Below are 12,332 nucleotides of genomic sequence, written 5' to 3'. Positions count from 1 at the left end.
CCATGTCGTTCCACCATCGCCTTCCCCGGTCGTTCGCCGCAGGCCTCGTGCTCGCACTGGCGGCCCTGAACTCGCTCGCCCAGACGGCGATCCCGGCCGCGGCCAGCGCCCCCGGTCCGGGCACGCTGGACGGGCGCATCCAGGCCGTCAAGGGCGACGTGATCCGCCTCAACCGCGACCTGCTGGTGCTCGAGGAGGAACTGCTCTTCCCGGCGAACACCCAGGTGGCGCTGTTCGTCTCGATGGACGTGGGCAAGCTGTTCCAACTCGACTCGGTGCAGATCAAGCTGGACGACAAGATCGTCACCAACTACCTCTACACGCCGCTGGAGGTGCAGGCGCTGCACCGTGGCGGCGTGCAACGCGTCTACCTCGGCAACCTGCGTGCCGGCAGTCACGAGCTGGTGGCGTTCTTCACCGGCCAGGGCCCCCACGAGCGCGACTACAAGCGCGGCACCACCATCAAGTTCGACAAGGGCACCGAACCGAAGTACATCGAGCTGCAGATCAAGGATTCCGCCGGCAAGCTGCAGCCGGAGTTCGACATCAAGGTCTGGCAGTAGGCGTGCGCATGTCCGTGAAGATCTCGCTGCGCCCGGTGCGGCGACTGGCTGCAGCCGCTGCGCTGCTGGCCTGCGCCGGCGTCGGCGCTGCGCCGCCCAAGCCGTGGCCCGTACCGCCCAACGAGAAGGCGCGCCCGGTCGAGGCACCGCACTACGGCGACGCGCTGTTCCACTTCTTCCAGGACCGCTACTTCACCTCCATCACCACGCTGATGGCCTCGCAGCACTTCGGCCGCGTCGCGGCGCATGGCGACGAGGCCGAGATCCTGCGCGGCGGCATGCTGCTGTCCTACGGCCTGCACCAGGAGGCCGGCGAGATCTTCGCGCAGCTGATCGAGAAGGGCGCGACCCCCGCGGTGCGCGACCGCGCCTGGTTCTACCTCGCCAAGATCCGCTACCAGCGCGGCTTCCTCGCCGAGGCCGAGGACGCGATGGCGCGCATCGAGAAGAACCTGCCCGCGGCGCTCGAGGAGGACCGGCTGCTGCTGCAGTCCAACCTGCTGATGGCGCGCGGCGACTACGCCGGCGCCGCCGCACTGCTCGAGGGCGTCGCCACGGACAGCCCGATCGGCCAGTACGCGCGCTTCAACCTCGGCGTGGCGCTGGTCAAGAGCGGCGAGGAGGAGCGTGGTGTCAAGCTGCTCGACGGCCTCGGCATGGCGCCCGCCGCCGACGAGGAGATGCGCTCCCTGCGCGACAAGGCGAACGTGGCGCTGGGCTTCTCGGCACTGCAGAGCGGCAAGCCGGACGTGGCGCGCCACTCGCTGCAGCGCGTGCGCCTGGAGAGCCTGCACGCCAACAAGGCGCTGCTCGGCTTCGGCTGGGCGGCCGCCGAGATGAAGGAGCCGAAGCTTGCCCTGGTCCCGTGGATCGAGCTCGCCAGCCGCGATGCCAGCGACGCCGCGGTGCTGGAAGCGCGCATCGCCGTGCCCTACGCCTACGCCGAACTTGGCGCCTTCGGCGAGGCCACCGAGCAGTACAACGCCGCCATCGCCGCCTACGACAGCGAGGGAGGCAAGCTCGACGAGTCGATCGCCGCGATCCGCGCCGGCAAGCTGCTCGACGGACTCATCGAACGCAACCCCGGCGAGGAAATGGGCTGGTTCTGGAACATCCGCGAACTGCCCGAGATGCCCTACGCCAGTCACTTGACGCAGGTGCTTGCCGGCCATGAGTTCCAGGAGGCCTTCAAGAACTGGCGCGACCTGCGCTTCCTGGCGAAGAACCTGCAGGACTGGGAAGACAGCCTCGGCGTGTTCGGCGACATGCTCGACAACCGCCGGCAGGCCTACGCGCAGCGACTGCCGCAAGTGCAGGCCGGCGCGCGCGCGGTCGACCTCTCCGCGTTGCGGCAGCGGCGGGACGCGGTCAGCGGCGAGGTCGAGCGCGCGCTGCGCGAGCAGGATGCCCCAGCGCTCGCCGACGCCAAGGACCGCGAGCTGCTCGAGATGATCAAGGGGGTGCAGCAGGGCCTGCAGTCGCTCGGCAACGATGCCGATGCCGAACGCGCGCGCCAGCGCGCGCGGCTGGCTTCGGGGGCGCTGACCTGGCGGCTCGCGCAGGAGTACCCGGCACGCGCGTGGGACGCGCAGAAGAACATGAAGATCATCGATGCCGAACTGGCGCAGGCTCGCGAGCGCGAGGCGGCGGTGGCGAAGGCGCAGATCGAGGAGCCGGCACGGCACGAGGCCTTTGCCCGGCGCATCGCCGAGCTGTCGCAGCGCATCAAGGCGCTGATCCCGCGCGTGGCGGCCCTGTCGCGCGACCAGCAGCAGGAGGTGCAGGAACTCGCCGTGGCTGAACTGACACGGCAGAAGGAACGCCTGGCGGTCTATTCGCAGCAGGCTCGCTTCGCCGTCGCGCAGATGTACGACCGCGCGGCCTCCGAGTCGCCCCGGAAGGAAGACGATGCATCGAAGCAGTGAGTTCGTGCTGCGCCCGCTCGTCGTGCTGATGCTCGTCGGCCTGGCCGGCTGCGCCGGCCAGAAGAAGGCACTGCCGGGTGACGACCAGCCGACGCTGGCCAGCTTGGCGGGCCGAACCGTGGAAGTGTCGAAGGACAAGCGCGTCGACTCGAACGAAACGCAGACGATCGCCGCCTACCGCAAGTTTCTCGAGGTGGCCCCCAAGGCACCGCAGCGCGCCGAGGCGATGCGCCGCCTCGGCGACCTGGAAATGGACCTGGCCGACGCGCGCTCGGCCGCCGGCAGCGGCGCGGCCACCGGCCCCGACTACGGCGCCGCGGTGAAGCGCTACCAGGACTTCCTCAAGGACTATCCGGACGACCGGGGAAACGACCGCGTGCTCTACCAGCTCGCCCGCGCGCAGGAACAGGCCGGCGACTTGGAAACCGCGCTGAAGACACTCGACCGGCTTGTCGCCAGCTACCCGAACACGCTGTACCGCGACGAGGCCAACTTCCGCCGCGGCGAGCTGCTCTTCACCACGCAGGACTATGCGCGCGCCGAGAAGGCCTACGCCACCGTCCTGGCCAGCTCACCACGCACGCAGTTCCACGAACGCTCGCTGTACATGCAGGGCTGGTCGCGCTTCAAGCAGGGCAAGCTGGACGACGGCCTGCAGTCATTCTTCGGTGTGCTCGACCTGAAGGTCGCCGGCAGCGACGGCGACGGCGGGCTCGACACCATCGTCGGCCTGTCGCGCGCCGACCGCGAGCTGGTCGAGGACACCTTCCGAGTCAGCAGCATCAGCCTGGCGAACCTGCAGGGCGCCGAGAGCATCCCGGCCTACATCACCGACGCGAAGCGGCGCTCTTACGAGTACCGCGTCTACGAGCAGCTCGGCGAGCTGTACCTGAAGCAGGAGCGCGTCAAGGACGCCGCCGATGCCTTCGGCGCCTTCGCCCGCCGCGACCCGCTGCACGCGCAGGCGCCGCAGCTGCAGGCACGCGTCGTCGAGATCTACCAGTCCAATGGCTTCCCGGCACTGGCGCTGGACGCAAAAAAGGACTACGTGTCGCGCTATGGCGTCGGCAGCGAGTTCCGCCGCGCCAACCCGCAAGGCTGGGAGAAGGCGCAGCCGCTGGTGAAGACGCACCTCACCGAGCTGGCACGCCACTACCACGCCAGCGCACAGAAGAGCAAGGCCAGCGCCGACTACCAGGAGGCGGTGAAGTGGTACCGCGCCTACATCGCCAGCTACCCGAACGACCCGCAGACGGCGCAGAACAACTTCCTGCTCGCCGAACTGCTCTACGAGGACGGCCGCTTCGCCGAAGCCGCGGTGGAGTACGAGAAGGTCGCCTACCAGTACCCCAACCACGCCAGGGCGGCGGACGCCGGCTACGCCGCGCTGCTCAGCTACGGCGGCCAGGAGAAGCGCGTGCAGGGCGCCGAGGCCGCGGCGCTGCAGCGCGCGGGCGTCGAGAGTGCACTGCGCTTCGCCAAGGCCTTCCCGAAGGACGGCCGCACCGGCACGGTGTTGACCAACGCCTCGGAGAAGCTGTTCGCGCTGCGCGACGGCGAGCGCGCTGCCGAGGTGGCGCAGCAGGTGCTGCGGCTCGACCCGCCCGCCGCCGCGGCGCAGCGCCGTGTCGCCTGGACGGTGATCGCACACGACGCCTTCGAGAGGAACCGCTTCGACCAGTCGGAGAAAGCCTACGGCGAGGTGCTCGCGCTCACGCCGGAAAAGGATGCGGCCCGCGGCGACCTCGTCGAACGCCTCGCTGCCTCGGTCTACAAGCAAGGTGAACTGGCCCGCGCGGCCGGCGACAGCAAGGCGGCGGTGGGCCACTTCAACCGCGTCGCTGCCGTCGCGCCGGCCTCGGCGGTGCGCGCGACTGCGCAGTACGACGCCGCCGCCGCGATGCTCGCGATGAAGGACTGGGACGGTGCCTCGCGCGCGCTGGAGGACTTCCGCCGGCGCTACCCCGATCATCCCCTGCAGGCGGACGTCGGCAGCAAGCTCGCGCTGGCCTACCTGGAGAAGCAGCAGTGGTCGCAGGCGGCCGGCGAATTCGAGCGCGTTGCCGCCACGCAGAAGGACCCGCAGCTCGCGCGCGAGGCGCTGTGGCAGGCCGCCGAGCTGCACGAGAAGGCCGCCGACGCGAAGTCCGGCCCGCGCGCCGCCGCGGCGAAGACCTACGAACGCTATCTCAAGCAGTACCCGCTGCCGCTGGAGCGCGGCCTCGAGGCGCGCCACCGCATCGCGCGCATCGCCAGGGCCGAGGGCGACGTGAAGCGCGAGGCCGCGCTGATGAAGGAGATCTACCAGGGCGACCAAGCCGGCGGCAGTGCGCGCACCGATCGCACACGCTACCTCGGCGCGACTGCGGCGCTGGTGATGGCCGAGCCTGCCGTGGCCGAGTACCGCAAGGTGCGGCTGGTCGAACCGCTGGCGCGCAACCTCAAGCTGAAGAAGGCGAAGATGGAGAGTGCGCTGAAGGCCTACGCGGTGGCGGCCAACTACGGCGTGGCCGACGTGACCACCGCGGCCACCTTCCACATCGCCTCGCTCTACCAGGACTTCGGCCAATCCATGCTCAAGTCGGAGCGGCCGAAACGGCTGTCCAAGCTGGAACGGGAGCAGTACGACGTGCTGCTCGAGGAACAGGCCTTCCCCTTCGAGGAGAAGGCCATCGAACTGCACGAGGCCAATGCGAAGCGTGCTTCGGAAGGCATCTACGACAAGTGGGTGAAGGACAGTTTCGAAGCGCTGGCGCGGTTGCGCCCGGTGCGCTACGGCAAGGCCGAACGGGCCGAGGGGGTGATCGATGCGATCCGCTGACACCCTGCGAAGGCTGGTCGGTTCGAGCGCGCTGGCTGCGCTGGCCGGCTGCTCGACGCTGTCCGATGGCGTGAAGACGATGCAGGAGACGGTGGTCGCGCCGGTGGCCAAGGCGATCACGCCGGGCGCCGCGCCGGCAGCGGCCTCCGCCGCCTCGGCGCCGAGCGGCCTGCCCGCAGCCCACCCGGTGCGCGTCGAGGCCCCGGTGCCGGAGGACGCGCAGCGCGCTTTCGACGACGCACTGCGCGCCATGCGCGCCGGCCGCACCGACGATGCGGAGCGCGGCTTCAAGGCGCTGACGAAGAGCCACCCCGAGCTGGGCGGTCCGCACGCCAACCTCGGCATCCTCCACCGCCATGCCGGCAGGCTCGATGAATCGGCCGCCGCGCTGGAACACGCGACCCAGGCCAGTCCCGAGCAGCCGTTGTACTTCAACCAGCTCGGCGTCACCTACCGCCACCTGGGCCAGTTCGCCAAGGCGCGCGCCGCCTACGAGCGCGCGCTCGAGCTCGACCCGAACCATGCCGCCGCGCAGCTCAACCTCGGCATCCTGTTCGACCTTTACCTGCGCGACGGCGTGCGTGCGCTCGAGGCCTACGAGCGCTACGCCGCGCTCTCCGGCGGCAAGGATGCCGCCGTGGCCAAGTGGGTCATCGACCTGAAGAACCGCAGGCCGGCGCGGAACGACGCGCCGGCGAAGAAGGAGCAGTCATGAAGAAGCGGACCGGCTCGATCGCCCTGCTGCTCGCGGCCTGTACGGCCGCGCAGGCTCAGGCGCCTGCCGCGCCGGCGCAGGACCGCGCCGCCATCGACCGCACGCAGATCATCGGCAACCGCGAGCTGCCCAAGGTGCTGTACATCGTGCCGTGGAAGAAGCCGCTGCCCGGCGACCTCGCCGGCCGGCCGGGCGCGAGCATCCTCGACGAGGCGCTCGCGCCGGTGGACCGCGACGTGTTCCGCCGCCAGGTGCAGTACGGCGCGCAACTGCAGGCGCCGAAGGCCGGCCCCGACACCCCCGCGGCGCCCGCGCGCCCCTGATCCCCCTCCACCCCCATACCGTCGTCACAGGAGATAGCCCATGAGCGTCGTTGAGTTTGCCGTCAAGTTCTTCCAGGACAGCGGCGTCGCCATCTACTTCAGCATCGCCATCATGGCGGTCGGCCTGGCCATCGCCATCGAGCGCTTCGTGTTCCTGCGCCGCGCGCGCGCGGAGAACCGCAAGCTGTGGGCGAAGGTGCTGCCACTGCTGCAGAGCGGCAGGTTCAAGGAGGTGCTGAACGTCGCCGCCGGCTCCGATGCTGCCATCGGCAAGATCGTCGCCAATGGCCTGGAACGCATGCAGAGCCCGGCGCGCCGCGAGGACATCGACAACGCGATGGAGGAAGGCATGATGGAGATCGTGCCGCGCCTGGAGAAGCGCACGCACTACATCGCCACGCTGGCCAACGTGATCACGCTGGTCGGTCTGCTGGGCACCATCATCGGCCTGATCAAGGGCTTCACCGCCGTGGCGGCGGTCAATCCGGCCGAGAAGGCCGAGCTGCTGTCGGCCTCGATCTCGATCGCGATGAACAACACCGCCTTCGCGCTGTCGGTAGCGATCCCGTTCCTGCTCATCCACGCCTTCCTGCAGGCGCGCACCGGCGAAATCGTCGACGGCCTCGAAGCCGCCAAGATCAGCTTCCTGAACGTCGTGCAGCGCGTGCGCGCCGAGGCGGCCCCGACGGGAACTCGCTGAGATGCGCATCCGTCGCCCGCGCAAGCCGGTTGCGCATCTCGAAGTCACCGCGTTCATCAACGTGATCGTGGTGCTGGTGCCGTTCCTGCTGTCGACGGCGGTGTTCTCTCGCCTGTCGGTGATCGAGGTATCGCTGCCGGCGCAGAACTCGGGGGTCGAGCAGCTCAAGGTGGAGGACCTCAAGCTCGAGGTCGTGATCCGGCCGGACGCGCTGGACGTGGGTGACCGCATCGGCGGCCTGATCCAGCACATCCCGAACAACGCCCAGGGCTACGACCTGACCTCGCTGTCCACGCTCATGCAGCAGGTCAAGGCCAAGTTCCCCGAGACGAAGACGGCCACCGTGCTGGCGCAGCCGAACACCTCTTACGAAGTGCTGGTGCAGGTGATGGACACGGTGCGCGAAGGTGCGCCGGCGCTCGACGTGGCGCAGGCTGCTTCTGCGCCGGCCAAGGCCGCCGCCGCAGCGCGCGTCGAGTTGTTCCCCGACATCTCGATCGGCGACGCGCCGATCAGCGTCGCCAAGAAATAGAGGCCCGCATGAAACTGACGCCGATCGAAAAGCGTGCCGCACGCAAGGCGCGCAACCAGTCCGGGCTCGACATGAACCTGGTGGCGCTGATCGACATCTTCACCATCCTGATCTTCTTCCTGATGTCGAGCACCGGCGTGGAGATCCTGTCCACCGCCCAGGCGATCAAGCTGCCGCAGTCGACCGCCGAGAAGACGCCTCGGGAGATGCTGGTGGTGACCGTCAGCGCCACCGACATCCTCGTCGACGGTCGCAAGGTGGCCACGGTCGCCGAGGCCATGGGCAGCGAGGGCGACCTGATAGCGCCGCTGAAGGCCGAGCTCGACCTGCATGCCGGCCGCACCGTGCTGGCCAAAGTCAATGAGGCGCAGAGCAAGTCGGTGACGATCATGGGCGACAAGAGCATCCCCTACAGCCTGCTGCGCAAGGTGATGTACACGGCCGCACGGGCCAACTACAGCGACGTGTCCTTCGCGGTGTCGCAGAAGGCGGGCAAAGCATGAGCGCACCGGGCCGTTTCCAGGCGCGCATCCCGCAGCGATTTGCGTGGAGGGCCTCCCAATGAGCGCCGCCACCATCTCCTTTCGCGGCACGGTGCTGCCGTGGGCGGTCTCGCCCGAGGATGAGGCGCGCTTCAAGCGCATCCTGAACACCGTGCTGGCCGTCTGCGTCATCCTGTGCATCGTGCTGCTGCTGCTGCCCAAGCCCGAGGTCGACCGCGCCGCGCCGCCCGAGGTGCCGCAGCGCCTGGCCAAGCTGGTGCTCGAGCAGCGCGAGCCGGTGGTGCCGAAGGCGCCCGCCAAGCCCGTCGTCGCTCCCGAGACGCAGGCCCCCTCCGCCGCCAAACCGGAAGTGGCCAAGCCGCTGCCCGATGCCAAGCCGCTGCCCAAGGCCGTCGCGCCGGAGGCGCGCAAGCCCATCGCCGGCAAGCCGCCGGGCGAGATCGAGGGCGCACGGCGCAAGGCCGCCGGCGTGGGCCTGCTGGCGATGAGCAACGAGCTTGCCCAACTTCGCGGCGCGCCGGTCGCGGTGCAGCTCAACCAGAACATCAAGGCCGGGCCTGGCGTGGGCGCCGGCGTGGGCGCGGGCGTCGGTGCCGGCACCGAACCCGGCCTGCCGGCCCGCAACCTCATCACCTCCAATGCCACCGGAGGCTCGGGTGGCATCAACACCGCCGCCTACAGCCGCAACACCGGCGGCGGCGGGCTCGCGGGACGCGCCACGACGCTGGTGGAGGGCGTGGCCGGCGGCGGTGGTGGCGGCGGCCCGGGTGGAGGCGGCAGCTCCGGCAAGGGCGGCACGGGCACCGGTGTGGGCGGCGGGGGCGGCACGCTCGCCAAGGGTGGCGGCGGCAAGGCGTCGCGCTCGCTGGAAGAGATTCGCCTGGTGTTCGACCGCAACAAGGGCGCGATCTACGCGATCTACAACCGCGCGCTGCGCGACGACCCGTCGCTGCAGGGCAAGGTGGTGCTCAAGCTGACGATCGCGCCATCGGGCCAGGTGATGGACATCCGCGTGGAGTCCAGTGAGCTGAAGGCCGCCGAGCTGGAATCGAAGCTCCTGGCGCGCATCCGCCAGTTCGACTTCGGCGCCAAGGACGTCAACCAGATGGTGGTGACCTACCCGCTGGACTTCCTGCCCTCTTAGCGAGGTTCAGGCGCGCAGGAACACCACCTGTGCGCTGCGCCGCGCGGTCGGCGCCTGGCGGCGAGCCACGAGCCAGGCGGCGATCTGCGCAGCAAGCCCCGGCTTGGCCAGCGTGGGCAGCGGCGTCGGCGCCGGCATGCGGCGCATCGCCGGCAGTTCCGAAATGACGACGGATGCGTGCAGGGTGTCGGTGTGACGGGACAGCATGGTGTTGGCCTGTAAAGCAGTGCCCTGACAGTAACCACAGGTTACCGTCTCGCCCATCCCCTGAAACGGGGAGGGGGCAACAACCGGAGCGCATCAGCGTGGGTCGGCGTCCGGCAATTGCCACAGCCAGGCGGCAACGGCGAGGCAGACGAGCGTCGGCAGCCATCGCCACGGCTCGGGCATCACCCACCAGGCCCAGGCACTGCCTGCCGCCATCATCGCCCAGGCGAGCTGCTTGGCGCGGCGCGGCACCGCACGGCGCGCCCGCCAGTCGGCCACCATCGGCCCGAAGCGCGGGTGCGCGAGCAGCCAGGCCTCGACACGCTCGCTGCCGCGCGAGAAGCAGAATGCCGCCAGCAGCACGAACGGCGTGGTGGGCAACAGCGGCAGGAAGATGCCGGCCACGCCCAGCGCCAGGCAGACCGCTCCGGCGACCGTCCAGCCGGCGCGTTGCCAGAACGGGCGCGAGGGGGCGGGCGGCAGCGTCATTGCGGCATTGTGGTGCCGTCGCGACGGCGCGACTGCATCTCCCCGCCCATTGCGGCGAGCGCCGTCTCGTCGCACATCGATCGCGCGGCCGGGAACACGAGCCTCTCTTCGAGCGGGATGTGCTCGTCGTAGAGCGCCTGGAAGGCGCGTGCATCGTCACGGAACGCCGCCCCGGCCGCGCCGGCTGCCGTGTCCCCCGCCCAGGCCTGCAGCACCGGCCTGAGCCTCGCCCACAGCGCCGCCAGGCGCTCGTGGTCGGCGCGCAGCCGCCGCACCGCCTGCACCAGCGCCGCGTCGCCGCCGGCCAGCAGACGCGGGAACACGTGACGCTCCTCGTCCTCGTGGTGGTGCGGCGCAGCGAGCTCGAAGTAGCGCAGCACGTCGCGCGCGGCCGAGCGGCTCTTCGCGTCGTGGCCGTGGCGCTCGACGTGATCGAGCAGCCTGCCGAGCAGCGCGAGGCTGCGGCGCACGCGGTCGTGGCAGGCGACGAGCATCTCGAAGGGTTGCTCGAAGCCGACTCCGGGCGACGGGTGCAGCAGGTTCTTCATCGCCAGGCGAATGCGGGCTGATCGAAATGTGCGGTGCGTGTCGCGCGTCCGAGCAGGCAGCACTCGCGGAACTGGTAGAGAAAGGCCGCGGTTGGCGCGGCGATCCAGCTGTCGCCGACCGGCATGCGCAGCAACGGGTGCTCGGCGCCGCGCACCTGGTTCAGCATCGGCGCGTCATTGCGCAGCAGTTCGGCGGCCGGGATGCGGTGGACGGACGCCACCTCGGCGGCGTTGGGCAGCAGTTCGCGCGCCGCGCCGGCCCACACCACCACCGGCGTGATCAGGTAGCCCGAGCGGGTGGCGTAGTCGTCGAGACGGCCGAGCACGGCCGACGCATCGAGATTCAGGCCGACCTCCTCGGCGAGTTCGCGCAGCGCCGCCTGCTCGGGGGTCTCGCCCTCGTCGAGGCGGCCGCCGGGCAGCGCCCATTGGCCGGCGTGGCTGCGCAGGCTTTCGGCGCGCCGCGTGAGCAGCAGTGCGGGCGCGTCGCTCCATTGCGCATGCGCGGGCAGGCCCGCCACGCCGGCACCGTGACCGGCCTCGGTGACGGGCACGGCCACGGCGGCGTGGCGGCGCCCTTCGGCATCGAGCGCGCGCACCTCGAACGCCTGCAGCCGCGCGCACAGCAGCGCGCGCAGTGTCTCTCCTCGCAGCTTCATGCGCATAGCATAGGCGCTGCCGGTGCCCGGCACGTGACCATGGCCGCCAAGACCCCGAAGCGCAGCACGCGACATCACCACCACGTCTACGTCGTCGAGCTCGACGCGCGGGTGTGGAACGAGCCGGGCTTCCGCCGCGCCAACCCGGAGCACGACATCACCAAGCCCTGCGTCTACGTCGGCATGACCGGGCTCGACCCCGACCTGCGCTTCGACAAGCACAAGGCGGGCATCCAGGCCAACCGCTTCGTGTTCGCCTACGGCCTGCGCCTGCTGCCCTCGCTCTACGCGGTCTACAACCCGATGCCCTACGAGGCGGCGCGCGAGATGGAGGTGGAGCTCGCCATCGGCCTGCGCGAGGCGGGCTACGCGGTGTGGCAGGCCTGATTCACGCCGCGTTCCCGAGGTGCGCGGCGAGCAGCTCGGCGCAAACCTCGGCATGGCTGCTGACGAGGAAGTGCCCCGCGCCCTCGACCACCTCATGGCGCACGTCGCGCAGATGCGCGGCGAGTTGATCGGTGATCGCGACCATCGCCGCGTTGGCCAGGCCGCCACGTACCAGCAGCACGGGCACGTCCAGCCGCGCCACGTCGGCCCCGCTCACCTCGAAGCCGAAGCAGGTGTGCCAGTCCAGCACGTTCGCGGCGGCGGTCTGCCGGCAGTAGTCCTGCACGGCCGCCGGCATGGCGGCGAAGACGCCCTCGCCGCCCCAATAGTCGATGATGCGCCGCGGCGCATCGCGTTCGCCCTCGCGCACCGCCTGCTCGAAGCCCCTGCTCATGAGACGAGCGGCCTGGTGCAGCGCGGCATGGCCATGCCGCTGCAGCAGATCGATCGGATTGGCCTCGAACAGCGCCATGCTCTTCACCTCGACGCGCCCGGACAGCGCGGCCGCCAGCGCCACCGTGCCGCCGAAGGAATGCCCGACCAGGTGCACCGGGCCGCCGGCGGCGCGCGCCGCGGCCTCGACGACGTGCACTTCGTGCTGCATGCCGTGGTCGTCGGGCGAGCGGGTCTCGGCTGTGCCGCCGTAGCCGCACAAGCTGGTCGACACGAATCGCCAGCGTGGCGGCAGTAGCCTGTGCATCGGCCGCCAAGCGGCGGGCGTGCTGTAGGACCCGGGCACGAACAGCACGGTCGGTCCATGGCCGGATTCGATGAAGTCGATGCCCGGGCGCGGACGGTTCATGGGCCGCTAGTGTG

General features: G+C 70.3%; 15 protein-coding genes. 10 read left to right on the top strand and 5 right to left on the bottom strand.

Features of this window, described 5'->3' with window-relative positions; genetic code table 11:
• The first annotated feature begins 2 nt into the window (after window positions 1-2).
• Genes Q0599_RS03715 through Q0599_RS03675 form a run of 9 tightly spaced genes read left to right on the top strand, consistent with a single transcriptional unit; the run spans window position 3 to window position 9,226 of the window.
• A complete protein-coding gene (locus Q0599_RS03715; RefSeq protein ID WP_298825855.1) occupies window positions 3-563 on the top strand; it encodes an AraC family transcriptional regulator in 561 nt (186 codons plus the stop codon).
• 8 nt (window positions 564-571) lie between these two features.
• Window positions 572-2,488, top strand: coding sequence for a tetratricopeptide repeat protein (locus Q0599_RS03710; protein ID WP_298825852.1), 1,917 nt, complete (start codon window positions 572-574; stop codon window positions 2,486-2,488).
• Window positions 2,472-5,309: a tetratricopeptide repeat protein gene (locus Q0599_RS03705; RefSeq protein ID WP_298825848.1), complete on the top strand. Its 2,838-nt coding sequence runs from the start codon at window positions 2,472-2,474 to the stop codon at window positions 5,307-5,309. Before Q0599_RS03710 ends, Q0599_RS03705 begins: the two co-directional genes overlap by 17 nt.
• Window positions 5,296-6,024, top strand: a complete 729-nt coding sequence (locus Q0599_RS03700; protein ID WP_298825845.1) for a tetratricopeptide repeat protein — start codon at window positions 5,296-5,298, stop codon at window positions 6,022-6,024. Before Q0599_RS03705 ends, Q0599_RS03700 begins: the two co-directional genes overlap by 14 nt.
• Window positions 6,021-6,347 (top strand): hypothetical protein, encoded by a 327-nt coding sequence (locus Q0599_RS03695; RefSeq protein ID WP_298825840.1) that lies wholly within the window; start codon window positions 6,021-6,023, stop codon window positions 6,345-6,347. The genes Q0599_RS03700 and Q0599_RS03695 overlap by 4 nt, the downstream gene beginning before the upstream one ends.
• A gap of 40 nt (window positions 6,348-6,387) precedes the next feature.
• On the top strand, window positions 6,388-7,047 hold the full coding sequence (locus Q0599_RS03690) for a MotA/TolQ/ExbB proton channel family protein (RefSeq protein ID WP_298825837.1): 660 nt from the start codon (window positions 6,388-6,390) through the stop codon (window positions 7,045-7,047).
• A gap of 1 nt (window position 7,048) precedes the next feature.
• Complete coding sequence (locus Q0599_RS03685) at window positions 7,049-7,579, top strand: biopolymer transporter ExbD (protein ID WP_298825834.1); 531 nt, start codon at window positions 7,049-7,051, stop codon at window positions 7,577-7,579.
• 8 nt (window positions 7,580-7,587) lie between these two features.
• Window positions 7,588-8,082 (top strand): biopolymer transporter ExbD, encoded by a 495-nt coding sequence (locus Q0599_RS03680; protein WP_298825831.1) that lies wholly within the window; start codon window positions 7,588-7,590, stop codon window positions 8,080-8,082.
• Window positions 8,083-8,140: 58 nt separating this feature from the next.
• Window positions 8,141-9,226 (top strand): TonB family protein, encoded by a 1,086-nt coding sequence (locus Q0599_RS03675; RefSeq protein WP_298825828.1) that lies wholly within the window; start codon window positions 8,141-8,143, stop codon window positions 9,224-9,226.
• Between the two features lie 6 nt (window positions 9,227-9,232).
• On the opposite strand, the gene Q0599_RS03670 is transcribed toward Q0599_RS03675, so the two are convergent.
• The 4 genes from Q0599_RS03670 to Q0599_RS03655 form a co-directional block, all read right to left on the bottom strand.
• The gene (locus Q0599_RS03670) at window positions 9,233-9,433 is read right to left on the bottom strand and encodes a hypothetical protein (RefSeq protein ID WP_298825825.1); all 201 of its coding nucleotides are present in this window, start codon (window positions 9,431-9,433) and stop codon (window positions 9,233-9,235) included.
• 93 nt (window positions 9,434-9,526) lie between these two features.
• Entirely contained in the window at window positions 9,527-9,922 is a 396-nt protein-coding gene (locus tag Q0599_RS03665) for a YbaN family protein (RefSeq protein ID WP_298825822.1), read from the bottom strand.
• On the bottom strand, window positions 9,919-10,470 hold the full coding sequence (locus tag Q0599_RS03660) for a hemerythrin domain-containing protein (RefSeq protein WP_298825819.1): 552 nt from the start codon (window positions 10,468-10,470) through the stop codon (window positions 9,919-9,921). Before Q0599_RS03660 ends, Q0599_RS03665 begins: the two co-directional genes overlap by 4 nt.
• Complete coding sequence (locus Q0599_RS03655; RefSeq protein WP_298825815.1) at window positions 10,467-11,129, bottom strand: CoA pyrophosphatase; 663 nt, start codon at window positions 11,127-11,129, stop codon at window positions 10,467-10,469. The genes Q0599_RS03660 and Q0599_RS03655 overlap by 4 nt, the downstream gene beginning before the upstream one ends.
• A 39-nt stretch (window positions 11,130-11,168) precedes the next feature.
• Between Q0599_RS03655 and Q0599_RS03650 the strand changes: the two genes are divergently transcribed.
• Complete coding sequence (locus Q0599_RS03650; RefSeq protein ID WP_298825812.1) at window positions 11,169-11,516, top strand: hypothetical protein; 348 nt, start codon at window positions 11,169-11,171, stop codon at window positions 11,514-11,516.
• A gap of 1 nt (window position 11,517) precedes the next feature.
• Here Q0599_RS03650 and Q0599_RS03645 read toward each other — a convergent pair whose 3' ends face one another.
• Complete coding sequence (locus Q0599_RS03645; RefSeq protein WP_298825809.1) at window positions 11,518-12,318, bottom strand: alpha/beta fold hydrolase; 801 nt, start codon at window positions 12,316-12,318, stop codon at window positions 11,518-11,520.
• Window positions 12,319-12,332 lie beyond the last annotated feature (14 nt).

This window comes from uncultured Piscinibacter sp., assembly GCF_937952055.1.
In the GTDB taxonomy this organism is placed as follows: domain Bacteria; phylum Pseudomonadota; class Gammaproteobacteria; order Burkholderiales; family Burkholderiaceae_C; genus Piscinibacter.
The sequence above is the reverse complement of the archived record's forward strand: the minus strand, read 5'-3'. Positions and strand labels throughout refer to the sequence as shown.

Bases quoted from the DNA above. Each gene is read 5' to 3' on its own strand.
- Q0599_RS03715 (WP_298825855.1), top strand. From the start codon at position 3: ATGTCGTTCCACCATCGCCTTCCCCGGTCGTTCGCCGCAGGCCTCGTG.
- Q0599_RS03710 (WP_298825852.1), top strand. From the start codon at position 572: ATGTCCGTGAAGATCTCGCTGCGCCCGGTGCGGCGACTGGCTGCAGCC.
- Q0599_RS03705 (WP_298825848.1), top strand. From the start codon at position 2,472: ATGCATCGAAGCAGTGAGTTCGTGCTGCGCCCGCTCGTCGTGCTGATG.
- Q0599_RS03700 (WP_298825845.1), top strand. From the start codon at position 5,296: ATGCGATCCGCTGACACCCTGCGAAGGCTGGTCGGTTCGAGCGCGCTG.
- Q0599_RS03695 (WP_298825840.1), top strand. From the start codon at position 6,021: ATGAAGAAGCGGACCGGCTCGATCGCCCTGCTGCTCGCGGCCTGTACG.
- Q0599_RS03690 (WP_298825837.1), top strand. From the start codon at position 6,388: ATGAGCGTCGTTGAGTTTGCCGTCAAGTTCTTCCAGGACAGCGGCGTC.
- Q0599_RS03685 (WP_298825834.1), top strand. From the start codon at position 7,049: ATGCGCATCCGTCGCCCGCGCAAGCCGGTTGCGCATCTCGAAGTCACC.
- Q0599_RS03680 (WP_298825831.1), top strand. From the start codon at position 7,588: ATGAAACTGACGCCGATCGAAAAGCGTGCCGCACGCAAGGCGCGCAAC.
- Q0599_RS03675 (WP_298825828.1), top strand. From the start codon at position 8,141: ATGAGCGCCGCCACCATCTCCTTTCGCGGCACGGTGCTGCCGTGGGCG.
- Q0599_RS03670 (WP_298825825.1), bottom strand. From the start codon at position 9,433: ATGCTGTCCCGTCACACCGACACCCTGCACGCATCCGTCGTCATTTCG.
- Q0599_RS03665 (WP_298825822.1), bottom strand. From the start codon at position 9,922: ATGACGCTGCCGCCCGCCCCCTCGCGCCCGTTCTGGCAACGCGCCGGC.
- Q0599_RS03660 (WP_298825819.1), bottom strand. From the start codon at position 10,470: ATGAAGAACCTGCTGCACCCGTCGCCCGGAGTCGGCTTCGAGCAACCC.
- Q0599_RS03655 (WP_298825815.1), bottom strand. From the start codon at position 11,129: ATGAAGCTGCGAGGAGAGACACTGCGCGCGCTGCTGTGCGCGCGGCTG.
- Q0599_RS03650 (WP_298825812.1), top strand. From the start codon at position 11,169: ATGGCCGCCAAGACCCCGAAGCGCAGCACGCGACATCACCACCACGTC.
- Q0599_RS03645 (WP_298825809.1), bottom strand. From the start codon at position 12,318: ATGAACCGTCCGCGCCCGGGCATCGACTTCATCGAATCCGGCCATGGA.